At 59.7% G+C, this 24752-nt stretch carries 19 protein-coding genes and 1 pseudogene; 10 read left to right on the forward strand and 10 right to left on the reverse strand.

The genetic code is table 11. From position 1 onward, the window contains the following. Window positions 1-80: 80 nt before the first annotated feature. The 4 genes from lon (at window position 81) to FQ187_RS10040 (ending at window position 6050) form a co-directional block, all read left to right on the forward strand. Window positions 81-2477, forward strand: coding sequence for an endopeptidase La (gene lon, locus FQ187_RS10025; protein WP_027926069.1), 2397 nt, complete (start codon window positions 81-83; stop codon window positions 2475-2477). A gap of 147 nt (window positions 2478-2624) precedes the next feature. Continuing rightward, complete coding sequence (locus FQ187_RS10030) at window positions 2625-2897, forward strand: HU family DNA-binding protein (RefSeq protein WP_002552737.1); 273 nt, start codon at window positions 2625-2627, stop codon at window positions 2895-2897. Window positions 2898-3130: 233 nt separating this feature from the next. After that, on the forward strand, window positions 3131-5002 hold the full coding sequence (locus tag FQ187_RS10035; RefSeq protein ID WP_149629337.1) for a SurA N-terminal domain-containing protein: 1872 nt from the start codon (window positions 3131-3133) through the stop codon (window positions 5000-5002). Window positions 5003-5231: 229 nt separating this feature from the next. Beyond that, on the forward strand, window positions 5232-6050 hold the full coding sequence (locus FQ187_RS10040; RefSeq protein WP_149629338.1) for a DUF2242 domain-containing protein: 819 nt from the start codon (window positions 5232-5234) through the stop codon (window positions 6048-6050). Between the two features lie 352 nt (window positions 6051-6402). Here FQ187_RS10040 and FQ187_RS10045 read toward each other — a convergent pair whose 3' ends face one another. Both FQ187_RS10045 and FQ187_RS10050 read right to left on the reverse strand, forming a co-directional pair. Next, entirely contained in the window at window positions 6403-7443 is a 1041-nt protein-coding gene (locus tag FQ187_RS10045) for an AraC family transcriptional regulator (protein WP_149629339.1), read from the reverse strand. Between the two features lie 3 nt (window positions 7444-7446). Continuing rightward, on the reverse strand, window positions 7447-8577 hold the full coding sequence (locus tag FQ187_RS10050; RefSeq protein ID WP_149629340.1) for a carbon-nitrogen hydrolase family protein: 1131 nt from the start codon (window positions 8575-8577) through the stop codon (window positions 7447-7449). A 209-nt stretch (window positions 8578-8786) separates the two neighbouring features. Between FQ187_RS10050 and FQ187_RS10055 the strand changes: the two genes are divergently transcribed. Both FQ187_RS10055 and FQ187_RS10060 read left to right on the forward strand, forming a co-directional pair. After that, window positions 8787-10826, forward strand: coding sequence for an FAD-dependent oxidoreductase (locus tag FQ187_RS10055; RefSeq protein ID WP_149629341.1), 2040 nt, complete (start codon window positions 8787-8789; stop codon window positions 10824-10826). Between the two features lie 50 nt (window positions 10827-10876). Further along, window positions 10877-11794 (forward strand): 1-aminocyclopropane-1-carboxylate deaminase/D-cysteine desulfhydrase, encoded by a 918-nt coding sequence (locus FQ187_RS10060; protein WP_149629342.1) that lies wholly within the window; start codon window positions 10877-10879, stop codon window positions 11792-11794. Window positions 11795-11804: 10 nt separating this feature from the next. Here the strand turns inward: FQ187_RS10060 and FQ187_RS10065 are convergent, their stop codons facing one another. The 3 genes from FQ187_RS10065 to FQ187_RS10080 all read right to left on the reverse strand — a co-directional run bounded on the left by FQ187_RS10065 (window position 11805) and on the right by FQ187_RS10080 (window position 14631). Then, window positions 11805-12353, reverse strand: coding sequence for a cytochrome b (locus FQ187_RS10065; RefSeq protein WP_149629343.1), 549 nt, complete (start codon window positions 12351-12353; stop codon window positions 11805-11807). Window positions 12354-12541: 188 nt separating this feature from the next. Then, window positions 12542-13369, reverse strand: a complete 828-nt coding sequence (gene phnX, locus FQ187_RS10070) for a phosphonoacetaldehyde hydrolase (RefSeq protein ID WP_149629344.1) — start codon at window positions 13367-13369, stop codon at window positions 12542-12544. Between the two features lie 152 nt (window positions 13370-13521). Further along, complete coding sequence (locus FQ187_RS10080; RefSeq protein ID WP_149629346.1) at window positions 13522-14631, reverse strand: 2-aminoethylphosphonate--pyruvate transaminase; 1110 nt, start codon at window positions 14629-14631, stop codon at window positions 13522-13524. A gap of 109 nt (window positions 14632-14740) precedes the next feature. Here FQ187_RS10080 and FQ187_RS10085 point away from each other — a divergent pair, with 109 nt between their 5' ends. Next, on the forward strand, window positions 14741-15604 hold the full coding sequence (locus FQ187_RS10085; protein WP_149629347.1) for a LysR substrate-binding domain-containing protein: 864 nt from the start codon (window positions 14741-14743) through the stop codon (window positions 15602-15604). Window positions 15605-15725: 121 nt separating this feature from the next. Here the strand turns inward: FQ187_RS10085 and FQ187_RS10090 are convergent, their stop codons facing one another. Then, the gene (locus FQ187_RS10090) at window positions 15726-16598 is read right to left on the reverse strand and encodes a LysR family transcriptional regulator (protein WP_149629348.1); all 873 of its coding nucleotides are present in this window, start codon (window positions 16596-16598) and stop codon (window positions 15726-15728) included. 268 nt (window positions 16599-16866) lie between these two features. Between FQ187_RS10090 and FQ187_RS10095 the strand changes: the two genes are divergently transcribed. Further along, window positions 16867-18192, forward strand: a complete 1326-nt coding sequence (locus FQ187_RS10095) for an MFS transporter (protein WP_149629349.1) — start codon at window positions 16867-16869, stop codon at window positions 18190-18192. 10 nt (window positions 18193-18202) lie between these two features. Then, window positions 18203-19594: an FAD-dependent oxidoreductase gene (locus FQ187_RS10100; protein ID WP_149629350.1), complete on the forward strand. Its 1392-nt coding sequence runs from the start codon at window positions 18203-18205 to the stop codon at window positions 19592-19594. A 3-nt stretch (window positions 19595-19597) separates the two neighbouring features. On the opposite strand, the gene FQ187_RS10105 is transcribed toward FQ187_RS10100, so the two are convergent. Further along, on the reverse strand, window positions 19598-21022 hold the full coding sequence (locus FQ187_RS10105; protein WP_149629351.1) for a type VI secretion system Vgr family protein: 1425 nt from the start codon (window positions 21020-21022) through the stop codon (window positions 19598-19600). 229 nt (window positions 21023-21251) lie between these two features. On the opposite strand from FQ187_RS10105, the gene FQ187_RS10110 reads away from it, so the two are divergent. Continuing rightward, window positions 21252-21959 carry a YebC/PmpR family DNA-binding transcriptional regulator gene (locus tag FQ187_RS10110; protein ID WP_149629352.1) on the forward strand — a complete coding sequence of 236 codons (708 nt, stop codon included), beginning with the start codon at window positions 21252-21254 and terminating at the stop codon, window positions 21957-21959. Between the two features lie 27 nt (window positions 21960-21986). Here the strand turns inward: FQ187_RS10110 and FQ187_RS10115 are convergent, their stop codons facing one another. The 3 genes and pseudogenes from FQ187_RS10115 to FQ187_RS10125 all read right to left on the reverse strand — a co-directional run bounded on the left by FQ187_RS10115 (window position 21987) and on the right by FQ187_RS10125 (window position 24742). Further along, the gene (locus FQ187_RS10115) at window positions 21987-23300 is read right to left on the reverse strand and encodes a leucine-rich repeat-containing protein kinase family protein (RefSeq protein ID WP_149629353.1); all 1314 of its coding nucleotides are present in this window, start codon (window positions 23298-23300) and stop codon (window positions 21987-21989) included. Window positions 23301-23533: 233 nt separating this feature from the next. Further along, a pseudogene (locus FQ187_RS30305) lies at window positions 23534-23644 on the reverse strand (cell division protein ZapE); the annotation flags it as partial. A gap of 51 nt (window positions 23645-23695) precedes the next feature. Further along, window positions 23696-24742, reverse strand: coding sequence for an ABC transporter substrate-binding protein (locus FQ187_RS10125; protein ID WP_149629354.1), 1047 nt, complete (start codon window positions 24740-24742; stop codon window positions 23696-23698). Window positions 24743-24752 lie beyond the last annotated feature (10 nt).

The following is a 24752-nucleotide window of genomic DNA, read 5'->3' on the forward strand; positions in this document are numbered from 1 at the left end:
TTTTTGAAGGTAGCCCCCATCTTGGTTTCAAGCTCACTTCCATCTGTTTACGGCCTTATGGCCGCCGTAGAGGCGAAATCATGAAGACAACCATCGAATTGCCTCTCCTGCCATTGCGTGATGTTGTGGTTTATCCGCACATGGTTATCCCGCTGTTCGTGGGGCGCGAGAAATCCATCGAAGCCCTCGAGGCAGCGATGACGGGCGACAAGCAGATCCTCCTGCTGGCTCAGAGAAACCCTGCTGACGACGATCCCGGTGAAGATGCACTTTATCGCGTAGGTACCATTGCTACCGTTCTGCAGCTGCTCAAGCTGCCTGACGGCACGGTCAAGGTTTTGGTCGAAGGTGAGCAGCGGGGCGCCGTTGAGCGTTTCAGCGAAGTGGACGGCCACTGCCGTGCCGAAGTCTCATTGATCGACGAAGTCGACGCGCCAGAGCGCGAGTCGGAAGTGTTCGTACGCAGCCTGCTGGCTCAGTTCGAACAATATGTGCAGCTGGGCAAGAAAGTCCCGGCTGAAGTCCTGTCGTCGCTCAACAGCATCGACGAACCAGGCCGCCTGGTCGACACCATGGCCGCACACATGGCCCTGAAGATCGAGCAGAAGCAGGAAATCCTCGAAATCATTGATTTGTCGGCCCGGGTCGAGCACGTTCTGGCGTTGCTGGATGCCGAGATCGACCTGCTGCAAGTCGAAAAACGCATTCGTGGTCGCGTCAAAAAACAAATGGAGCGCAGCCAGCGCGAGTACTACCTGAATGAGCAGATGAAGGCCATTCAGAAAGAGCTCGGCGACAGCGACGAAGGCCACAACGAAATCGAAGAGCTGAAAAAGCGCATCGATGCCGCCGGTCTGCCGAAAGATGCCTTGGCCAAAGCCCAGGGCGAACTGAACAAGTTAAAACAAATGTCGCCAATGTCTGCGGAAGCGACCGTGGTGCGCTCGTATATTGACTGGCTGGTTCAGGTGCCGTGGAAGGCGCAGAGCAAAGTGCGACTGGATCTGGCGCGCGCTGAAGACATTCTCGATGCAGACCACTATGGTCTGGAAGAAGTCAAAGAGCGGATCCTCGAATACCTCGCCGTGCAGAAGCGAGTGAAGAAAATTCGTGGTCCGGTGTTGTGCCTGGTCGGTCCTCCCGGGGTGGGTAAAACCTCTCTGGCGGAGTCGATTGCTCACGCCACCAACCGCAAATTCGTGCGCATGGCCCTCGGTGGTGTGCGTGATGAAGCGGAAATTCGTGGCCATCGCCGTACTTATATCGGTTCGATGCCAGGAAGATTGATTCAAAAGATGACAAAAGTGGGCGTTCGCAACCCGCTGTTCCTGCTCGATGAAATCGACAAAATGGGCAGCGACATGCGTGGCGATCCGGCGTCGGCGTTGCTGGAAGTGCTCGACCCTGAGCAGAACCATAACTTCAACGATCACTATCTGGAAGTCGACTACGACCTGTCCGATGTGATGTTCCTTTGCACCTCGAACTCCATGAACATTCCACCAGCCTTGCTGGACCGGATGGAAGTGATTCGTCTGCCGGGTTACACCGAAGACGAGAAGATCAACATCGCCGTCAAATACCTTTCGCCAAAGCAGATTACTGCCAACGGTTTGAAAAAAGGTGAGCTGGAATTCGACGCCGAAGCGATCCGCGACATTATCCGCTACTACACCCGCGAAGCCGGTGTACGTGGGCTGGAGCGCCAGATTGCCAAGGTTTGCCGCAAGGCGGTCAAAGAGCATGCAATGGAAAAACGCTTCTCGGTGAAGGTCACTGCCGAGATGCTGGAACACTTCCTGGGCGTGCGCAAATTCCGCTACGGTCTGGCCGAATCGCAGGATCAGATCGGTCAGGTCACCGGGCTGGCGTGGACTCAGGTGGGTGGCGAATTGCTGACTATCGAAGCCGCAGTCGTACCGGGTAAAGGCCAGCTGATCAAAACAGGTTCTTTGGGTGACGTCATGGTCGAATCGATCACTGCGGCCCTGACCGTTGTTCGCAGTCGCGCGAAGAGCCTGGGGATTCCCCTGGACTTCCACGAGAAGCGCGACACGCACATCCACATGCCGGAAGGGGCGACCCCGAAGGACGGCCCTAGCGCCGGTGTGGGCATGTGCACGGCTCTGGTGTCGGCATTGACCGGGATCCCTGTGCGCGCGGACGTCGCCATGACTGGCGAAATTACGCTGCGTGGTCAGGTGCTGGCGATTGGCGGTTTGAAAGAAAAACTGCTCGCTGCTCACCGTGGCGGAATCAAGACGGTGATCATTCCTGAAGAGAACGTACGCGATCTGAAGGAAATTCCTGACAATATCAAGCAAGATCTGCAGATTAAACCGGTTAAATGGATTGACGAGGTCCTGCAAATTGCGCTGCAATACGCGCCGGAGCCCTTGCCAGATGTAGCTCCAGAGATAGTTGCAAAGGATGAAAAACGCGAGTCTGACTCTAAGGAAAGAATTAGCACGCATTAGTACGCATTTGCCTGGGTGGCTTGTTGACAGCTTTTTAGAGCCCTTGTTATAAAGCGGCTCTTAAGTGTCTGTAGGCCATTCAGCACTCGTTTTTGCTTTCACCAAAAAACTTAGAATCATACTCAAATAGATATAAGGGGACTTAGAGTGAACAAGTCGGAACTGATTGATGCTATCGCTGCATCCGCTGATATCCCGAAAGCTGCTGCTGGCCGTGCGCTGGACGCTGTAATCGAATCCGTCACTGGCGCTCTCAAGGCTGGCGACTCTGTTGTTCTGGTTGGTTTCGGTACTTTCTCCGTAACTGATCGTCCAGCTCGCATTGGTCGTAACCCACAGACCGGTAAGACGCTGGAAATCGCAGCCGCTAAAAAACCAGGTTTCAAAGCCGGTAAAGCACTGAAAGAAGCTGTCAACTAAGTTCGATTCAGGTTTTTGCCTATCCGGGTCGGGGTCATGCCTGACCTGGCAGCGGAGCGGTAGTCCAGTCGGCGAGTCGCCGATCCGAGACGCCGAGGCTCGCAAGTTCGAGTCATCGGTCCGCTCCGCCAGTTACGAGAAGGCGCATCCTCGGATGCGCCTTTCTTCTATCCGGATTCTACCCACGCTCCACGGTTGCCTAATTTTGAAGTTCAACCGTTTCTGGGGGACGCATGCTGCAGAATATCAGGGACAATTCACAAGGCTGGATTGCCAAGACCATTATCGGGGTCATCGTTGCACTGATGGCTTTGACCGGTTTCGACGCCATCTTCAAGGCCACGACGCACAAAAATGATGCGGCCAAGGTCAATGGCGAAGAAATCAGCCAGAACGAGCTCAGCCAGGCGGTCGATATGCAACGCCGTCAGCTCATGCAACAGCTGGGCAAGGATTTCGATGCTTCCTTGCTCGACGAAAAAATGCTGCGCGAATCGGCCCTCAAAGGCCTGATCGATCGCAAGCTGCTGCTGCAAGGCGCAGAAAACTCGAAGTTCGCATTTTCCGAAGCTGCTTTGGACCAAGTGATCCTGCAAACGCCTGAATTCCAGGTGGATGGCAAGTTCAGTTCTGAGCGTTTCGACCAGGTTGTTCGCCAACTCGGCTACAGCCGCATGCAATTCCGCCAGATGCTGGCTCAGGAAATGCTGATCGGTCAGCTGCGCGCTGGTCTGGCAGGTAGCGGTTTCGTCACCGACGCACAGGTTCTGGCTTTCGCCCGTCTGGAAAAACAGACCCGCGATTTCGCTTCCCTGAACGTCAAGGTTGACCCGGCGGCTGTGAAGCTGACCGACGACGAAGTCAAAGCCTACTACGACGAACACGCCAAGGAGTTCATGACGCCGGATCAGGTGGTCATCGATTACCTCGAGTTGAAGAAGGCTTCCTTCTTTGATCAGGTCAGCGTCAAGGACGAAGACCTGCAAGCGGCGTATCAGAAAGAAACCGCGAACCTGTCCGAGCAACGCCGGGCCGCGCACATTCTGATCGAAGTGAACGACAAGGTGACCGAAGCGCAAGCCAAGGCCAAGATCGAGGAGATCCAGGCACGTCTGGCAAAAGGCGAGAAGTTCGAGGCTCTGGCCAAGGAATTCTCCCAGGATCCGGGTTCGGCCAACAACGGCGGCGACCTCGGCTACGCAGGTCCTGGTGTCTACGATCCAGCCTTCGAAACAGCGCTGTATGCGCTGGCCAAGGATCAGGTCTCGGCGCCGGTCCGCACCGACTTCGGTGTTCACCTGATCAAGTTGTTGGGCGTGGAAGCACCTGAAGTGCCGACGCTCGCCAGCCTGAAAGACAAGCTGACCCGTGAGCTGAAAACCCAGCAGGTCGAGCAGCGTTTCGTCGAAGCGACCAAGCAACTGGAAGACTCGTCGTTCGAAGCCTCCGATCTGGCTCAGCCGGCGCAGGACCTGAAGCTCACTGTTCATACGTCCAAGCCGTTCGGCCGGGAAGGTGGCGAAGGTGTTGCAGCCAACCGTGCCGTGGTCACTGCGGCGTTCAGCCCTGAAGTGCTGGATGAGGGTGCCAACAGCACCGCCATCGAGCTCGATCCGGAAACCGTGATCGTGCTGCGCGCCAAGGAACACCTGAAGCCTGCGCAACTGCCGTTGGAAAGCGTGGCTGCCAGTATTCGCGTGCAATTGGCCAAGGAGCACGCCAGTGCTGCCGCCAAGACCAAGGCTGAAGAGCTGATTGTCAGCCTGCGCGATGGCAAGACTGCGCTGGACAAGGCGATCGACGGTCAGAGCTGGAAAGTGACCCAGGCAGCCACTCGTGGCCAGGAAGGGGTTGACCCAACCGTGCTGCAGGCGCTGTTCCGCATGCCCAAGCCTGTCGCCAAGGACAAGCCGACCTTCAGCAGCGTAACCCTGGCCGATGGAAGCCTGGTGGTCGTGCGCCTGAACAGCGTGAACGAAGCCGCTGCGCCGACCGAAGAAGAGAAGGCTCAATACCGTCGCTTCCTTGCTTCGCGCATTGGCCAGCAAGACTTTGCGGCCTACCGCAAACAGCTGGAAAGCCAGGCTGAGATCAAACGCTACTGATGCCTGACTGAGTTTTGCGCTACACAAAGACCCCGGCCGAAAGGCCGGGGTTTTTTATGGGTGAAACGAAAGCAGCGCGGGTTACCCGTCGCCTGAGTATTTACCGAGCGACTTTTTCCTGTAAATGACAGTCAGTAGACTTGTAACTGTTTTAAGACACTAATCGATACTCCGCTAAGCATCGATCTGTTGCACAATACGCCCCGGACCGTTTTCCTCAGGATGTTCAATGTTTAAATCATTTCCCATGCGTGTTGCAGGGCTGGCGTTGGTGCTGGCCGCCGCGGCCGGCTGCTCGTCGAAGAAAGCCCCTATCTACGAGCATGAGAACTTCGATGACTCCGGAACGTTTTCGCGTAGCTACCCGGTGACTGATGCGCAGACGTGCGAAGCCGCCCGTCGGGCGTTGCTCAGTCAGGGCTACATCATCACCAGTTCCGACCCGAAACTGGTCAGCGGACACAAAAGCTTCCAGCAGACCGGCGAGACCCACATGGAGATCAGCTTCAGTGTGGTCTGTGCCGATGATGGCAGTGAAGGGCACCACGCGACGATGTTCGCCAATGCCCTGCAGGACCGTTATGCGCTGAAGAAGACCAACAACTCCGCCAGCGTTGGTGTGGGTGTGCTGGGCTCTGTGTCGATGCCGATCGGCTCGTCCGACGACTCGATGGTCAAGGTCGCCAGCGAAACCGTATCGGCGCCCAAGTTCTACGAGCGGTTCTTCACCCTGGTCGAGTTGTTCCTGCCAACGGAAGCGAAAAAGGCCGCACACATCAAGGATAAGCCGAAACCCGATCTCGGCGTGCCTGAAGCCAAGGTTGCACCGGCTCCGTTGGCGCCGTCTGCGGCAGAACCTGCGCCAGCACCTGCCGAAGCTGCTCCAGCAGCCGCTGAGCCTGTTGCACCGCCGCCTGAAGCCGCTCCGATTGCTCCGGCCGAGAATGCCGAACCGGCATCAACCACGGAAACCGTCACTCCGCCGCCCCAATCAAGCCTGCCTCCACCCACCGAGCCTATTTCGGCCATTCCTGTATCTGGCCAGTAATCGTGCTCTGACGCCGCGGGATCGGGTCAGACGACACCGATCGCGCAGCGGCTTTTAAAGTGATCTGCGTCAACCCAGGCCGTTGTCCTACGGCCTGTATCGAAAAAATCCTGTGATAAATTCCTGACGGCCTGCTACGTTTTATTTAAGTAGCTGCTCAGCGGCGTACCTGCGTCATTTTTCTTTCACGTGGGCACTTTATGCTCGGGGCGCTGGTCATTTATTCAGGCGTTTTTTTCAACGAGCTTCGGGGGATTAAAAAATGGACGATTATCAAGAAGAGCTGCTCGAGTATCAGGCGTTTGAACTGGACCCGCTGGAACCGGCCGAAGACGCTACCGAGCTGTAAGCGTCAAGCGGATTGGCGATGACTGCGGCGAAACTCGCCGGGAGTCTGGCCGCTCCAGCGTTTGAAGGCCCGTTGAAAGGCTTCGGCTGAGGCAAAGCCCAGCAGATAGGCGATTTCTCCGAACGCCAGTTCGGTATCGCGGATGTAGGTCATGGCCAGGTCGCGACGCGTGTCATTTAGGATCGCGCGAAATTGCGTGCCTTCCTCGGCGAGTTTGCGGCGCAAGGTCCAGGTTGGCAGCTTCAGGCGTGCCGCCACTTCTTCCAGGTCGGGTTCCCGGCCACCATTGAGCAATGGCCCCAGTAACTGAGTGATGCGTTCACGCAGGCTGCGGGTGCGTGTCAGTTGCTCCAGTTCCCGTTCACACAGTTGCAGCAAGTGTCGCCAAGTGCTCGGGCAGTGTTCCGGGTTGCGCTGGGCGAGGCTGGCAAGGCTCAAGCGCAGTTGATTGTGCTCGCAACCGAACTGGATCGGGCAGTCGCCCAGCACTTCATAAGCCGTGCGGTAATCCGGCTCATCGAACTCGATCTCGATGCGTTCGGCCCGCAACGGGGCAGGGCTGACGCTGGACAATTGCTGCAACCAGCCAGCGATGATCGAATCCACCACGAAGCGGTTGTAGGCGTTGTAAGGGCTGATGGAATAAAACCGCAGCCAGGCACCTTGGGCGTCTTCGTGAAAGCTCGATTGGCCGCGATAGTTGGAGCCATACAAGGCTTCGAAGCGAATCAGGCACCGCGCGGCTTCTCGCACCGTTGGCGCCTGAGCGGCGGTGACCCCGGCCAGGCCGACCTGGCTCAGGCGACTGAGCTGACCCATGCGCAAGCCAAGTGCCGGGTTGTCGGTCAGTTGAATGGCGCTGTGGCCCAAGCGCATGTAGCGCGGTATCGAGAGCCGGGCGCCCGCTTCGCTGAGGCGAGCCGCGTCGAGGCCGTATTGTTCGAGCAACGGCTGAGGGTCTGCACCGTGGCTGCGCACGGCGTCGGCCAGGCTATGAACAAAGCCCACCGACAGATCGCCGAGGCGCATCGGCAACGGTTTCATCGGTTACAACCAGAGGTTCAGCAAACGTGCGCCACGGGCATTGCCGTCGGCGAACTGCTGGCCGTTGCTGCTGAGAAAACTTTGACCGGCGCTGCCCTGATCCCAGAACTGACCGCGCAGGAACACGCTCATGCCGGCGATTGCCTGGCTACTGGGCGGTTGAGCGGTGAGTGTCAGACGATGCCAGGCCTGGCCTTCGCTGAGTTCCCCGGCCTTGAGGCTGACGGAGCCAGGCGTCGACAGGCCCTTGTAACCGCTCCACGGTTTGTCCCAGGTGCCGCGCCCGAGCACAAACGCCGGGACCGCGACGAACTGCGCACCCTGGTCGTCGAGCTTGCGGTAATTGTCCGGGTACCAGCTGTCGCTCCCGATCAGCACACCCAGGCGTCCGGCCGGGGTGTCGACGACGTTGAGCGTATGTTCGCCATTGGCGGCGATGACTTCATGTTCATCGAAAATCGGATGCATCTGGCGCTGGGGTTGGCCGATCGGCAGGCCATCGCGGCCGAACACCACGCTGCTGTTGTACAACGCGCCGCGGCCGATTTTCAGGGTGCCGTCGATGACGCTAGGCTCGGGCAGCACGATGGAGCCCGCCACCAACGTCACGTGGAACTCTTTCGCCAGACCACCAAACAGAGCCTGGTAGTCCTTGGCCATGCCTTTGGCCTTCATGCGCAGGTGCGCGTCGTCCAGACGTTTTTCGCCCTTGGCGCTGATCAGTGCGCGGACGAACTTCAGAGGGTTACTGACCGCCAGCCAGTTCATGGCTTCCTTGAGCGTGGTCGCCTGGTACAGCTCATCTTTCTCGCCGCTGACCATCAACCAGGTGCCGACATGTTCGGGCAGGACGACGATGGTTTTTTCATTCAGCAGGCCCTGGTCCTGGGCCTTCTGCAAATAAGCCGCCAGCTTGCGGTGCAGGCGCTCGGGGCTTTGATAGTCGGTGGGAAACAGTTCGGGCTGGATGCCCAGCAAATTGCCGCGATCAGCGGGTATGCCTTGGTCGACCGCGAGGTTGATACGCAGGTCCGACAGGTAATGGCCCACCGGACGGTCCGCGGCCCACATGGCGTAGGTCGTAAGGGCGGCAATCAATGCCATGGAGAAGGTCAGGTACAGAAGTTTGCGCATGGGGAAACAGTCAACGGCCGTGTGCAGGGTTCGCGACTAGGGTAGGGCGCATGCTGGCGCTTGCCAAGGGGCGCTGCACATTTGGATCAATAAGTTGTCAGTTACGGTCATTGAGTGACAGCCGCGCGACTCTTAGTCTGTCCAACATGACTGACGGGGGCCAAAGAGCTCCTGCACTTTTTCCGTGATCGCTCGATGTGGAGTTACCGATGGCCGCCGCTCATTACCCGCACCTGTTGGCCCCGCTGGACCTGGGTTTTACCACGCTGCGCAATCGTACCCTGATGGGTTCGATGCACACCGGTCTTGAGGAAAAACCCGGCGGTTTCGAGCGCATGGCGGCGTATTTCGCCGAACGTGCCCGTGGCGGCGTTGGCCTGATGGTCACTGGTGGTATTGGCCCGAACGACGAGGGCGGGGTGTACTCCGGCGCAGCCAAACTGACCACCGAGGAAGAAGCGCTCAAGCACCGGATCGTCACCCGCGCGGTGCACGAGGCGGGCGGCAAGATCTGCATGCAGATCCTTCACGCCGGGCGTTATGCCTACAGCCCGAAACAAGTCGCGCCGAGCGCCATTCAGGCGCCGATCAACCCGTTCAAGCCAAAAGAGCTGGACGAGGAAGGCATCGAGAAGCAGATCAGCGATTTCGTCACCTGTTCGACCCTGGCGCAACAGGCCGAGTACGACGGCGTCGAGATCATGGGCTCTGAAGGTTATTTCATTAATCAGTTTCTTGCGGCCCACACCAACCAGCGTACTGACCGCTGGGGCGGCAGCTATGAAAACCGCATGCGCCTGCCGGTGGAAATCGTCCGTCGGGTGCGTGAAGCGGTAGGCCCGAATTTCATCATTATCTTCCGCCTGTCGATGCTCGATCTGGTGGAAGGCGGCAGCAGCTGGGAAGAAATCGTGACGCTGGCCAAGGCCATCGAGCAGGCCGGTGCGACCATCATCAACACCGGCATCGGCTGGCACGAAGCGCGGATTCCGACCATTGCCACCAAAGTGCCGCGCGGCGCGTTCAGCAAAGTCACGGCCAAGCTGCGTGGCTCGGTGAGCATTCCGCTGATCACCACCAACCGTATCAATACCCCGGAAGTCGCCGAGCAGATTCTGGCCGAAGGCGATGCCGACATGGTGTCCATGGCGCGGCCGTTCCTCGCCGACCCAGACTTCGTCAACAAAGCCGCGGCCGGTCGTGGCGATGAAATCAACACCTGCATCGGTTGCAACCAGGCCTGTCTGGACCACACCTTCGGCGGCAAATTGACCAGTTGCCTGGTCAACCCGCGCGCTTGCCATGAAACCGAGCTCAACTACCTGCCGGTGCAGCAGATCAAGAAAATCGCGGTGGTCGGTGCCGGCCCTGCGGGTTTGTCCGCGGCTACCGTGGCCGCCGAGCGAGGGCATCAGGTGACGCTGTTTGATTCGGCCAGCGAAATCGGTGGCCAGTTCAACATCGCCAAGCGTGTGCCGGGCAAGGAAGAGTTCTTCGAAACCCTGCGCTACTTCAACCGCAAACTGCAGACCACCCACGTCGAGGTGTGCCTGAACACCCGCGTCGATGTGGCGCAACTGGTCGAAGGCGGTTACGACGAGATCATTCTCGCCACCGGCATTGCTCCAAGAACTCCAGCGATTCCGGGTGTCGAGAACGCCAAGGTGCTGAGCTACCTGGACGTGATCCTTGAGCGCAAACCGGTGGGCAAACGCGTCGCGGTGATCGGCGCCGGTGGTATCGGATTCGATGTGTCGGAGTTCCTGGTTCACCAGGGCGTGGCCACCAGCCAGAATCGCGAGGCGTTCTGGAAGGAATGGGGCATCGATACTCATCTTGAAGCGCGCGGCGGTGTCGCGGGTATCAAGGCTGAACCTCATGCCCCGGCGCGTGAAGTGTTCCTGCTGCAACGCAAGAAATCCAAGGTCGGCGACGGCCTCGGTAAAACCACCGGCTGGATTCACCGCACAGGGCTGAAAAACAAGCAGGTGCAGATGCTCAACAGCGTCGAGTACCTGAAGATCGACGACGAAGGTTTGCACATCCGCATCGGCGAAACCGGCGAGCCGCAAGTGCTGCCAGTGGACAACATCGTGATCTGCGCCGGGCAGGATCCGCTGCGTGAATTGCAGGAGGGTCTGGTGGCGGCCGGGCAGAATGTGCATTTGATTGGCGGCGCGGATGTGGCGGCAGAGCTGGATGCCAAGCGTGCGATCAACCAAGGGTCGCGTCTGGCTGCTCAGCTGTAATCTCCACAACGGCTGTTAAGATGCCGGCTCTTCACCCAGAGCCGGCATCGATGCTTCTCCCGCCCAACGAATGGCTACCCCAGCCCCCCCTCGAAGCCCTTCATCTTGATTGGCTCACCCGATCAAGCATCGAAGTCGCGATCCTGCGCCTCGACCAGATCGACCCTCTGATCAGCGGCAACAAGTGGTTCAAACTCATCGAGCACCTGAAAGCTGCTGACCGGATCGGAGCCAAAGGCATCATCAGTCTGGGCGGTGCCCACTCCAATCATCTGCACGCACTGGCGGCGGCGGGCAAACGTTACGGTTTTAGCACCGTTGGCCTGCTGCGCGGTCATCCGCAAGAAACGCCAACGGTGAAAGACTTGCAGGCGTTTGGCATGCAATTGCATTGGCTGGGTTATGGCGGTTATCGAGCGCGGCACGAGCCGGGTTTCTGGTTGCCATGGCAGGTGCAATATCCCGACCTGCATCCGGTGCCGGAAGGTGGCGGCGGTTTGCAGGGCGCCAAGGGCTGCATGCCGCTGAGGTCAATGGTCAGCGAGCAACTGATCGGTTTGGGCTGGAGTGATTACGACGGCTGGTGGCTGGCCTGCGGAACGGGCACGACCCTGGCCGGTCTGGTGCTGGCCGAGGCGGGCGAACACCCGGTATATGGCGCACTGGCGGTGCCCGACGATCATGGTGTGGCGCAGCAGGTCGAATCGATTGTGCGGGAGTCGGGTTTACAGCACTGCGCTTATGAATTGTTCGATGCCAGCCGTGGTGGCTTTGCCAAAGTCGATTCGCTGTTGCTCGAATTCATCGATCAGACCGAACAGGCCAGCGGCATTCCCCTCGAACCGCTGTACACCGGCAAAGCATTGTTGGCGCTCAAGCAGCAAGTAGTAGCGGGGAGATTCGAAAAGGGCACGCGGCTGATCTTCGTCCATACCGGCGGTCTGCAGGGCCGCCGGGGTTTCCAGTGAGCGGCGGGATTCACCCGCGCTTGGGCATCATCCGCAGCAAGGTGTTATCGCCCACGACATAGTGGTGATAAATCCCCGCCACGGCGTGCAGACCGATCAGCCAGTAACCAAGGGTGCCGCCGAGTTCATGCCAACCCTGAATCTGCTTGGCCAACGCCTTGTCCTCCGCGACCAGCAACGGCAGGTCGAAGCCGAAGAACATCACTTGGTGACCTTTGGCGCTGGTGGCCAGCCAGCCCAGAATCGGCATGGCGATCATGAAAATGTACATCGCCCAGTGCATCAATTTGGCCAGCACGGTCTGCCAGTGAGGCGAGGCCGGGAAGATTTGCGGTGCCGAGCCCAGACTGCGCGCAAACAACCGCAGCCAAACCAGTACAAACACCGTCAAGCCCAGCAAAAAGTGCGATTCGGTAATCAGCGTCCGGCCGCCACTGCCTTTTGGAAAGATTCCGCGAAATTCAATACAGGCGTAAACCAGCGTCAGCAGGATCAGCATCAACCAATGCAGCACGATCGATACGGTGCTGTAGCGTGAGTCGGAATTCTTCCAGGGCATACGGTGTTCCTCACAGGTCAGGTCGAGCCACCGTTCTTGTTCGACAGTGTGCTTTAACTGTAATCCGCTTTGGTGGATTTGCCTGTGGCTATTTGGGCGTTCAATGCTTTGGATCAGGTGTTCGGCCAAAAAAAAAACGCAAGTGCCGTTAAGGAACTGGCGCTTTTTTTATGAGGCGACGAGCGCAATCAGTTGGTTTGCGGCATCTCACCCTTGGCCAGGCGCTGGTTGATATCGGCGATCACTTCCGGCAAATCGGTGATGGTGTCGATCATGTAGTGCGGCCGCGAGCCTTCGAACATCCCGTGGATGCGCTTGCGTTCGCTGGCCAGTTGGTCGCTGCCGAGGGCACGGTAACCTTCGTAGTCCAGGCCCAGCGCGTTACCAGAGCAAATCAGGGCGACGGTCCACATGCCGGCGCGACGACCCTCGAGAATGCCCGGCACGGTGTCGTCGATCTTCACGCAGGCCGCGACATCATCGATCCCTAGGGCGATCACGTTAGCCAGCGCCTGGGCCGGCCATGGGCGACCGTTAGGCACTTCGTCGGTGGCGACCACGTGGTCGGCGACGTAACCGTTGGTGGCGGCCAGCTCGACAACCTTGTCCATGACCTGTTTCGGGTAGCCGGAGCAGGAACCGATCTTGATCCCTTGCTGGCGCAGATTGGCGATGGCGTCCAATGCGCCAGGAATCAGGGCCGAGTGCTCGGCGATTTTCTCGATTTGCAATGGCATGAAGCGTTTGTAGATGGCGGTGACGTCATCGTCGGTCGGCGTACGGCCGAACACGGCGCGATAACGTTCGGCCACTTGCGGCTGATCGCACAGGGTGCGGATGTGGTCCCACTTGCCCATGCCCATCGGGCCGCGGGCTTCTTCGATGGAAACCTGGACGTCGAACTCGGCGAAGGCTTCGACAAAAATCTGAGTTGGCGCGAAAGAGCCGAAGTCGACCACGGTGCCGGCCCAGTCGAGGATGGCGGCTTGCAGTTTGGTTGGGTTTGTATAGTTCATGGTGATCAAGTCCTGGGGCAACTGGCTAATAGGGGAGCTGCTTTTGGTGGGAGCGGGCTTGCTCGCGAAGGCGGTGCGTCAGACGACATCAATGTTGAATGTCAGTCAGCATTCGCGAGCAAGCCCGCTCCCACAGTGGATTGCGGTGTGGTTTATATTTCGAGGACTTCCATCTCGCGCAACACTTCGGCGATCGCCGCCACGGCCGCGTGCATCTCGTCCTGGTTGACGTGGCCTATGCAGCCGACGCGGAAGGTTTCGACCTGGGTCAATTTGCCAGGGTAGAGGATGAAACCCTTGGCCTTGACGCGTTCGTAGAATTCCTTGAACTGGTAGCGCGGATCTTTCGGCGCGTGGAAGGTGACGATGATCGGCGCCTGAATCGCGGCGGGTAGAAAACTGCGTAACCCCAATTTGGCCATGTCATCGAGCAACACCTGGCAGTTGTTGGCGTAGCGCTGATGCCGGGCTGGCAAACCACCTTCTTCGTTGTATTGCAGCAGGGCTTCGTGCAACGCCGCGGCTACGTGGGTCGGCGGAGTGAAGCGCCACTGGCCGGTCTTGGCCATGTAGGTGTGCTGATCGAAAAGGTCCATTGCCAGCGAGTGCGAGTTGCCGGCGGCATTGGCCAGTGCTTCTTTGCGAGCGAAGACGAAACCCATTCCCGGAACGCCTTCCAGGCATTTGCCCGAGGCGGCGATCAGCGCTTCGAACGGCACCTGTTGCGCATCGATCGGCAAGGCACCAAAGGAGCTCATGGCGTCGATGATCAGGCGTTTACCGTGTTGCGCGATGACGTGGGCGATTTCCGGCAGTGGGTTGAGGATCCCGGTGCTGGTTTCGCAGTGAATCAGCGCGACGTGGGTGATGCTGGCGTCGGCGTGCAGCAGGCGGTCGACATCCGCGGCAGTGGTCGGTTCGTCTTCGGCGGTTTCGAAGGTGCTGAAGGAGCAGCCGAGCACTTCGCAGATTTTCGCCAGGCGTTTGCCGTAGGCGCCGTTGATCAGCACCAGGACTTTGCCGTCGCGAGGCACCAGCGTGCCGATCGCCGCTTCGACCGCGAACGTGCCGCTGCCTTGCAGGGGCACGCAGTGGTGGCTGTCGCCGCCGTTAATGATCGCCAGCAGCTGTTCGCAGAGGCTGGCGGTCAGTTGATTGAAACGGTCATCCCATGAACCCCAGTCGACCATCATCGCCTGACGGGTGCGGGCCGATGTGGTCAGTGGGCCGGGGGTGAGCAGGATGGGTTCGGCAGTACTCATTCTCGTGTCCTCGCAATCGATGGGATGAAGCTACGGGGCTTAAATTGCAATTTGCCGTGATATCAATCAAATTGTTTATTGTTATGCCAGCCATCAGTGAGGGTTATTCATGAACCTGTTCCAGCTCCGCGCATTCGATGCGGTGGCCCGCGAGGGAAGCTTCACCCGGGCTGCCGCGCGACTGTTCATCAGCCAGCCGGCGGTCACCGGGCACATCAAGGCGCTGGAGGAGCATTACCAGATCACCCTGTTGCGGCGCACCGCACGACGGGTGGAGCTGACGGAGGAGGGCACCAAACTGGCCGCGATCACCCGGGCAATGTTCGGCCTGGCTGAAGAAGCGCAGGTGATGCTCGAGGCCAACCGGCAGTTGCTGACCGGGCGTCTGGAGGTTGCGGCGGACGGGCCGCACATGGTCATGCCGATGCTCGCCAGTTTGCGGGCGCGGTATCCCGGCATTACCGTGAACCTGCGGCTGGGCAATGCTCAGGAAACCCTGGCGGCGTTGCTGTCCGAGCATGCCGACGTGGCGGTGCTGACCGAGGTCGAAGCGCGCAAGGGGCTGCATTTGCAAGACTTAAGCGAATCACGGATTTGCGCGCTGGTACCCGACGGTCATCCGTGGGCGCAGATGTCGAAGGGGGTGCCGCTCAAGGCGCTGGATCAGGTGATCATGGTGTTGCGCGAGCCAAGTTCGATCACCCGGCGCACCTTCGACGAGGCCTGCGCGACGGCGTTGGTCAGTCCACGGGTGTTGCTGGAGCTGGACAGTCGCGAGGCGGTGACCGAAGCCGTCGCCGCAGAGTTGGGGGTTGGCGTGGTGTCGTCGGTGGAGGTCAGTCATGACCCTCGGGTGGCGGCGGTGCCGATTCTTGGTGAAGGGTTGGTCAATCGGCACATGATTGGGTGCATGGAACGGCGGCGGGATTTGCGCTTGATACAGGCGTTTTTCGACTTGGCGCCATCCAGTTGATCCGCGGCGCGGCCTTCGCGAGCAAGCCCGCTCCCACAGGGGATCTATGTTGGCCACAGATTATGTGATCAACGCAAAACCAGTGTGGGAGCGGGCTTGCTCGCGAAGGGGGAGGACCTGCCTACACAAGACTCTCGCGAACCATCTCCAGAAACGTCGCCACCACCCGCCGCGAACTCTGCTCGCGCAAGCACACCAGCGTCTCGGTCAATCGTCGTTTGCAGTCGGTAATCGGCAACGCGCAAACCCTCGAATCTGCACCGAACTCGGCGGCCGATACAACACCGACACCAATCCCCACGACCACCGCCTCACGCGCCGCTTCCCGACCTTCAACCTGAATCGCCGGGCGAATGCGAAAGCCTGCCTGAGCCATTTCTTCTTCCAGCGTCTGGCGCGTCACCGAGCCGATTTCCCGCAGGACCAACGGCGTGTCATCCAGATCCGCGAGGCAAATCGACTCGCGGTCGGCCCACGGATGATGGCGGGAAACGAACGCCACCATCGGGTCGTTGCGCAGCGGCAGCGAGATCAGACGTTCGTCACTCACCTCCCGGCCCAGCAACGCCAGGTCGGCCTGATAGTTGAACAGCCGAAACAGCGATTCGTCGGTGTTGCCGGTTTCGATCTTCACGCTGATGCCGGGGTAGCGCTCGCAAAATCGAGCAATCTGCGGCAACACGTGCACTGGCGCATCCACCGCGAGAATCAGGCTGCCGGTCTGCAAGGCCCTGGAGTCATGCAAGAGCTCCTGCGCCTCGGCCTCGATGACGAATAATCGCTGAGTAATGCTCAACAAGCGCTCACCCAGATCGGTCAGCCGGACCGAGCGTTTATTGCGATGGAACAGCAGCACACCGAATCGCTCTTCGAGCTTGCGCACTTGGTCGGAAATCGCCGGTTGCGTGAGGAATAGCCGCTCGGCGGCTTTGGTGAAGCTTCCGTGCACGGCCACGGCGTGGAAGGCTTTGAGCTGGGCGTGGGAAACCGACATCGAAACCTCCAGTAACAAGCTGAGCTTATATTGGAAATACGATAAATCGATTTCACTTATTAATCAGTAATTGTTTTTATCGACCTCAGCCCCGGTGACTGGTCAGTTGAACAGCGTCGGCGGCCATGAGCCTGTGCGTGCAACAACAGGACTCATCTGACCGATATCGCCTCAGGGAAGCTGCGATATCGAAGTGCTCAACAATAAAAAAACAGGCGTTATTTCTCAATTTCTGCCGGCACACTCACACCCTGAGGTCAGAACCACGATGAACAAGCACATCGGCACTATCAAGCGTTGGCGCGTGCAGATCTTCGCGATCACCTGGCTCGCTTACGCCGCTTTCTACTTCACCCGCAAAGCTTTTTCCGTGGCAAAACTGGGGATCGCCGAAGACCCCACCTTCATGCTCGACAAAATGGCCATGGCCAACCTCGACGCCATCTACCTCACGGCTTACGCCATCGGGCAATTCACCTGGGGCATCCTGGCCGACCGCTTTGGCCCAAGGGTCGTAGTGTTTGGCGGGTTGTTGATTTCAGCGGCGGCAGCCTTGGTGATGGGCAGTTTCGCGACGTTGCCAATCTTCGCCACCTGCATGTTGATTCAAGGGTTTGCCCAGTCCACTGGCTGGTACGGGCTGTGCAAGAACCTCGGTAGTTTCTTTCCCTCTGAACAGCGCGGGCGGGTGCTGGGGTTGTGGAGTTCCTGCTATGCCTTTGGTGGGTTGGTGGCGTCGCCGTTTGCTGGCTGGTGGGCGTATACGCTGATCGGCACCTGGCATGCGGCGTTCTTTTCCAGTGCGGCGGTGGTTGGGCTGGTCGCCGTGCTGTTTTTTATTTTTCAACGCAACAAACCCGAAGACGTTGGCTTGCCGGCGGTGGAACCCGAGCCGCAACTGACGGCGCAAGAGGCCGACGCGCAAAGCAAGATCAGCATGCTGGAACCGTTAAAAGAAATTCTGCGCAACCGCACCGTGCTGGTTTTGGGTCTCGCGTACTTTCTGCTGAAACCGGCGCGCTACGCGATTCTGCTCTGGGGGCCGGTGATCGTCTTCGAGCAGATGCCCTCGGTGGGCAAGGTCGGCGCGGCGATCATTCCGACCTCGTTTGAACTGGCCGGGTTGCTCGGGCCGATTCTGCTGGGTCTGGCTTCGGACAAACTGTTCGGCGCCCGGCGCATGCCGGCGTGTGTGCTCAGCCTGTTGGCGCTGACCGTGAGCCTGGCGTTGTTCATGGGCGCTCTGCATACCGGCAGCGTGATGCTGGTGGTGGCGCTGCTGTTCGTCATGGGCCTGACCCTGTACGGACCGGACTCGATGATCAGCGGCGCGGCCGCGATTGATTTCGGCACCGCCAAGGCGGGCGCGACAGCGGCCGGTTTCGTCAACGGTTGCGGCTCAGTCGGGGCGATACTCGGTGGATTACTGCCGGGCTACTTCGACTCGGTCACCGTGTTCATCGTCTTCGCCGGTTGCGCGATGTTCTCGGCCCTGGTGCTGATCCCTCACTGGAACAGCCGCCCGGCTGGCCTGCGTGCCGAAAGCGCCTTCGTGCCTAACCAACCGATCACCGTAAAACCTCAGCGTACTTAAGGATTGACCCATGAGACCTTTCTGGCTGGAACAGGCGCTGGCGGCCGAGTCCTGCGCGCCGTGCGACCCCTTGGCGGGCGACACCCGCGCCGACGTCTGCATCGTCGGCGGCGGCTACACCGGGCTGTGGACGGCAATCATGCTCAAGGAGCAGAACCCTGAGCTCGACGTATTGCTGATCGAGGCCGATATCTGCGGCGCTGGCGCCAGTGGCCGCAACGGTGGTTGTGCACTGTCGTGGTCGGCCAAGTACTTCACGCTGGAAAGGTTGTTCGGTGTCGAAGAAGCGGTGCGATTGGTCAAGGAATCGGAGCGCAGCATCCATGCCATCGGCGCCTTTTGCGAGCAGTACGCGGTGGACGCCGATTACCGCCTCGATGGCACGCTCTACACCGCCACCAACCGCGCCCAATGCGGCTCGACCGACGCCGTGATCGCGGCGCTGGAGCGCAATGGCATCAACTCGTTCACCCAAAGGCCGGTGGCCGATGTGCAACGCATGGCCGGTTCCAGCAAACATCTGGAAGGCTGGTTTTCCCCGGCGGCGGCCAGCGTGCAACCGGGCAAACTGGTGCGCGGCTTGCGCCGGGTCGCCTTGCAACTCGGGGTGAGGATTCACGAGCACACCGCCATGACCGGGTTGCAGGAGGGCAAGCCTGCGGGGATTCAAACCCCCAACGGCACCGTCCGTGCGGATCGCGTGGTGCTGGCGATGAACGCCTGGATGGCCCGGGCGTTTCCACAGTTCGAGCGCAGTGTGGCGATCGTTTCCAGCGACATGCTGATCACCGAACCGCGACCCGATCTGCTCAACGAGATCGGTTTGACCAGCGGCGTCACCGTGCTCGATTCGCGGATTTTCGTGCACTACTACCACAACACCCCGGACGGCCGAATCATGCTCGGCAAGGGCGGCAATACCTTTGCTTACGGCGGGCGAATGTTGCCGGTGTTCGATCAGCCATCGCCCTATGCCGGTTTGTTGCAGCACAGCCTGAGCGAGTTCTTTCCGGCGTTTGCCGAGGTCAAGGTCGAGGCGACCTGGAATGGTCCGTCTGATCGCTCCGTCACCGGTTTGCCGTTCTTCGGTCAGATGAGTGCCAGCGGCAATGTGTTTTACGGTTTCGGATATTCCGGCAGCGGGGTTGGCCCGTGTCATATGGGCGGGCAGATTCTCGCGTCGATGGTTCAGGGACTGGACAACGCCTGGACTCGTTCACCTCTGGTCAGCGGCCCGTTGGGCTTGTTTCCGCCGGAACCGATTCGTTACCTCGGCTCCCTGATGGTGCGCAACGCCATCCGCCGCAAGGAGCGCGCCGAGGATCACGGGCGCCGGCCACGGCATCTGGATGTGCGTCTGGCGAAGTTCGCGGCGGCGGCAGGCAAGGCCGACAAAGGCTGAGTGTCAGGGTGTGAGGTCCGAGCGATTGACCAGCCAATCGAGCAGCAAGTGGCTATCGCGGCGTGGCGCGGGAACAGACCGAGTGCGCGGGTGATGGCCCATGCCGACGCACAGCACCGGCCGGTCCGGGTCGCTGTCGAGAAAACTGATCAGGACGTCGCTGCCGGCCTTTGGCAGGCTGGACGGGTCAATCCGACCGTCCGGCGCTGCAAAGGCCACCGGTAGCCAGAGACCGGCAGATTCAAGCGGATCTGATTCCACCGTTGGCCACAGCCCAACCTGTATTCGACCTCGATCATCCAGCGCCGCCGGCTGCCCGGCAGGGCCCAGCACCCGGGCGGGTTGATAACCCGGGATGCTCGGCCTGGTCTGTCTGAGCGCCGGTCTGAAGACCGTTGACCAAGGAATGGCGGTGAACTGATTGCGGTAATGGCGGACAGTGACGGGTTTGTCGGTGGCAAGAATCGAAGGTTGTTGCCCCTGATGGCGGGTTTCGGTGAGCAGCCATTGATCGTTGAAATTCGGCAGTGGATGTTCCGACACTTGCACAATCCGTGCGCTGCGCAGTGCGCTCTGGTTGCTTCGACCGTGAATCTGCAGGTGCTGGCAACGCAGACGTTCCAGTTGTCGTCGGCTCAACTGATCGTGATGGATGTGCTCGGCCGCGACACGTGCCATCACCGGCAATGGTTGGCTGAACGCGTGGTTGGCGGCTCCCTCGTCGGGGTTTTGCGAGCCACGGTTCCGGGCCTCCAGTCGTGAGGGAAAGGGCGGCGAGTCATGGCGCTGGAACAACTCACTGATCACCGGCACGTCACTGTCTTCGGGCGCGTTGCCCTGGAAAGGCGTCAGGAGCGGTTCCTGGGGGAAACTCAGGCTGTCATCGGCCAGGACCAGCACATGCCCGTCGCGCTGATGTTCGAAGTGATAGTGAATGCCTTCTTCTTCACACAGCCGTTGCAGCAATGCCAGATCGGTCTCCTCGTACTGAATGCAAAAAGGCCGGACGGGATAGTGTCCGTTGGATAATTCGAAGCGATAGCTCCCCTCGGGCACATCATGTTCCTCCAGCAATTGGCGCAGGATCATCGGTACGCTGAGGTGATGAAAGACGCGGCGTGAACGCTGCCGGTCGAGCCATTGAAGGTAGGGCACCAGCACCAGTTTGTAGCCTATCCGGTGTGGGCCGCGATGCTCGCGACTGGCACTGTGAAGGACACCATGAATACCCTGGCCCTCCATCAGGCTGAGGAACACCGGCTGTTGCAGCAATCGCTCGAGGTTCATGGCCGGTGCGAGGCCGATGACTTCGATGTCGAATCGATAGGGCTGGTTGAGGGCTTCTCGGCCACTGAACTGCAACACCTGCAAACTCAAATCGCCGTCGAGGAGTGTCAGGGTGAAAGGACTTTCCTTGTCGTTGTGCATCGAACGCGCTTCTGCCATGGAATTCGGGCGCAGAGGGTACGAAACCACAGCCCTTTATGGTCACCGCAAATCGAAGTTTCAGAATCGCCCTACAACCTCAGGTGAAGATGTCGATTCATGTGGGTGAACAGGGTGGAATTTTTGGTCGATTGCCAACTTTAGGGCGTATAAACTTGCGCCATGCGTCGGCCAATAGATGTCTCGGCGCCACAGATCAAGAGAGTGAGTAATGGGCGCACAGTGGAAGGTTAAACACAAAGAAGCGGCATCTAACGCCAAGGGCAAGATCTTCGGCAAACTGGTAAAAGAAATTACCATCGCTGCCCGTAACGGTGCCGATGTCACTACCAACGCACACCTGCGTCTGGTGGTTGAACAGGCTAAAAAAGCTTCGATGCCCAAGGAAACCCTGGATCGCGCGATCAAGAAAGGCGCGGGCCTGTTGGGCGAAACCGTGCAATACCATCGCGTGACCTATGAAGGCTTCGCACCGCATCAGGTGCCGCTGATCGTTGAATGCGTGACCGACAACATCAACCGCACCGTTGCTGAAATCCGCGTCGCGTTCCGCAAGGGCCAATTGGGCGCTTCCGGTTCGGTCGCGTGGGACTTCAACCATGTCGGCATGATCGAGGCGTCCCCGGACAGCCCGGACGCCGATCCGGAAATGGCCGCCATCGAAGCCGGAGCTCAGGATTTCGAGCCGGGTGAAGAAGAGGGCACGACCCTGTTCCTGACCGAGCCTGCGGACCTGGACGCCGTGCAGAAAGCCCTGCCCGAGCAAGGGTTCACCGTGTTGTCGGCCAAGCTGGGCTATCAGCCGAAAAACCCGGTCAGCGGTCTGAGCGATGAACAGATGGCTGAAGTCGAAGCCTTCCTCGAAGGCCTCGATAACCACGATGACGTGCAGGACATGTTTGTCGGGTTGGCGGGTTAAACCGTTACTTCGGTGACCGCAAAGCGGTCACCGATTCTCCAAGGCTCGCACAATCTCGCTGAACCCCGGTCGCGCCAGCACCTGCGACTGACAGCAGCGCTGCTGCAATGCCTCCAGTTGCACACGACTCTCATCGCTCAACCCTGAGTCGATCCGCTCCAACAATTCCCCCAGCAAAATACCAAACGCCCGCACCTCGATCCGTTGCAGCGCACGGCTTTCAAGGCTGTCCGAGGTGGCATGGAAAGACGCCGCGCCAAAATCCCCCAGCAGGCAATCACCGTGCTCGTTCCACAGAATGTTGTGGCCGTAGAGGTCGCCGTGGGTGATGCCATGCTGGTGCAAATGCTCGGCTGCCGAGGCGATGCCACAGGCGATGCGCAAGGCCACGCCAGCGCTGAACCGGGTGTCGTTGGCGTAAACGTCGCGGGTACATGACGCCAGGCTCGGCAGCCCGGCCAGATTGCGATAGCTCGGATCGATCAATTGCATCACCAGCCCGGCCTGGGCTTCCGGATGCCCGACGACTCGCCCTTCAACCCGGATCAGGTTGGGGTGACTACCGGCGGTAATGCAGGCGTTCATTTCGTGCAACGGCGAACCATCGCTGGTCATTTCGCCTTTGTAGAGTTTGACCGCGACCTGTGTGGCCGGTTGGCTCAGCCGATCCCAATTAGCCCGATGAATCACCCCCGACGCGCCTTCGCCCAGTTGCTGCTCCAGGCGCAGTTCAGACCAGGGAATGCGGGGCGTGGCTTCGAGGGCGGCCGCATCGGCTTCGGTCTCCAGCGGGTTGCCGGCGTACGCCAGCCAGGCCAGGCTCGGCAGGGACAGCAGCCACTCGGGCAACTCGCTCAACTGGTTGGCGGCGATGCGAATCAGTTCGAGTCGATGGCAATGACGCAAGCTCTCCGGCAAACGTTGCAAGCGGTTGCCGGCGAGCATGAGTTTTTGCAGGTGCGGGCGTTCACCCAGCTCGGCCGGCAACTCAGTGATGCAGTTATCGGTCAGGATCAGCCAGCGAAGCAACGGTGGCAGGGCCGCGCCTGGCACGCGCTCAATGCGGTTGGCCTTGAAGCCGACCATCGTCAGTGCGGCGCATTGGCCCAGGCAGTCGGGCAGTTCGGTGAACAGATTGTCCGAGCAGAACAACACGCGCAAACGGGTCAGGCGGTGCAAGTCGTCCGGCAGACTGCTCAAGGCATTGCCGCTGAGGTTGAGGACTTCCAGCGAGTCCGCCAGGTTGAAGATTTCTCGCGGAAACTCCGTTAGGCCGCCGGTGAGGTCCAGGCGGGTGATGCCCGACAGTTGGCCGGCGCGTAGTTGGGCAAGGGTATCCATGAACAGATTCACTATTGATCAAAGGGAAGGCGCGGGGCCTGGAAATGGGCGACATGATACTGGCAAAGGTGTGGTGTCTGTCATACCGCTATCGCGACAAGCTCGCTCCCACAGTTGATCGCATTCCAATGTGGGAGCAACTGTCATGTTGGTTTCTATTTTGGAGACTTTTCAAAAGACAGCCGGGTATTCACAGTTTCAACCCGTGTGATTTCCAACAACCGCAGCCTGTTTAGGCTGCGTGTCCCGACGGGCAGTTGAATGGCCGGCGCGTCGCGTTCGGGCAGGTTCAACGACTGACGCTGCGTTGCGGTAGCGGGCCAGACGTACTGTCCCTGGGTAAACGCAGCCTCGCAGGCTCGGCAGCTGCTACATAGATAGCGCTATGCCGGAAGTTAGCGCTCGATACTACGATTCCACCGCGCATTCCATGCCGGGCGCTGTTCGTTGACCTGATCCCAATCGATTGCAATGGCCGTGGTCAGGTACTGCTTCATCGCCTCGACCTGGCCGCGAGTCTTGTCGGTGGTCGGGGTATTGGGGTTGGACGGGATCTGGTCGCCGTCTTCAAGCGCGGCGGCCTGCGCTTCAGGCGTCAGCAAGAAGGCGGCAAGTTTCTGCGCCAGTTCCGGCTGAGTGTTGTTGGCGATGGCACATTCGGCCACGTTGAGCACCACGGCGCCTTCCTTCGGTTGCGCGTACTCCACGGGCATGCCCTTGAGTTTCAGGGCGGTGACCTGGGTCGGCGTCAGCGGGAACAGCGCGGCTTCGTCCGTCTGAAGCATTTCGGAAATCTTCGCCGAACTCGGGATGTACTCCAGCACGTTGCGCCCGACGGTGTTCGGCCACGCCTTGAAGCCAGGCTCGACGTCGGTTTCGCTGCCGCCCTGAATCCGGTTGAACATCAGGAAGCCATGCAGGCCAAAGGTCGAGGAGGCCATCGACTGGAACACCAGTTTGTCCTTGAAGCGCGGGTCGGCCATGTCCATCCACGAGGTCGGCGCGGTCCAGCCTTTCTCCTTGAACAGACGCGTGTTGTACGCCAGCCCGGTCACGCCGAGGCTGACCGCCACCGCTTGATTCTTGATCCGGCCCTTGGCCGGAATTTGCGCCAGCGGTGCGCTGTCTTCGAGTTTGTCGCACAGCCCCATGGCGATGGCGCGGTACATGATGCCGTCGTCGAGGAACATCACGTGCATCTGCGGGTTGCCTTTGCTGGCCTGGACCTTGGCCAGAATATCGGCGGAGGTGCCAGGCACAATCACCACTTTGACGTTATTGGCCTTCTCGAAAACCGGCAGCACCTTATCGGCATAGAGCCGCTCCATGGTCCCGCCGTTCATGCCCAGGTAAAGCGTCGGCTCGGCCTGGGCCTGGGTGACCGGGAGCAGGGCGGTCAGACAGGAGAAACCGAGCAGTGCACTGCGTTTGACGTTATTCATTGGCGCGACC

It is taken from the genome of Pseudomonas sp. ANT_J28 (assembly GCF_008370005.1).
Lineage (GTDB): Bacteria > Pseudomonadota > Gammaproteobacteria > Pseudomonadales > Pseudomonadaceae > Aquipseudomonas > Aquipseudomonas frigoris.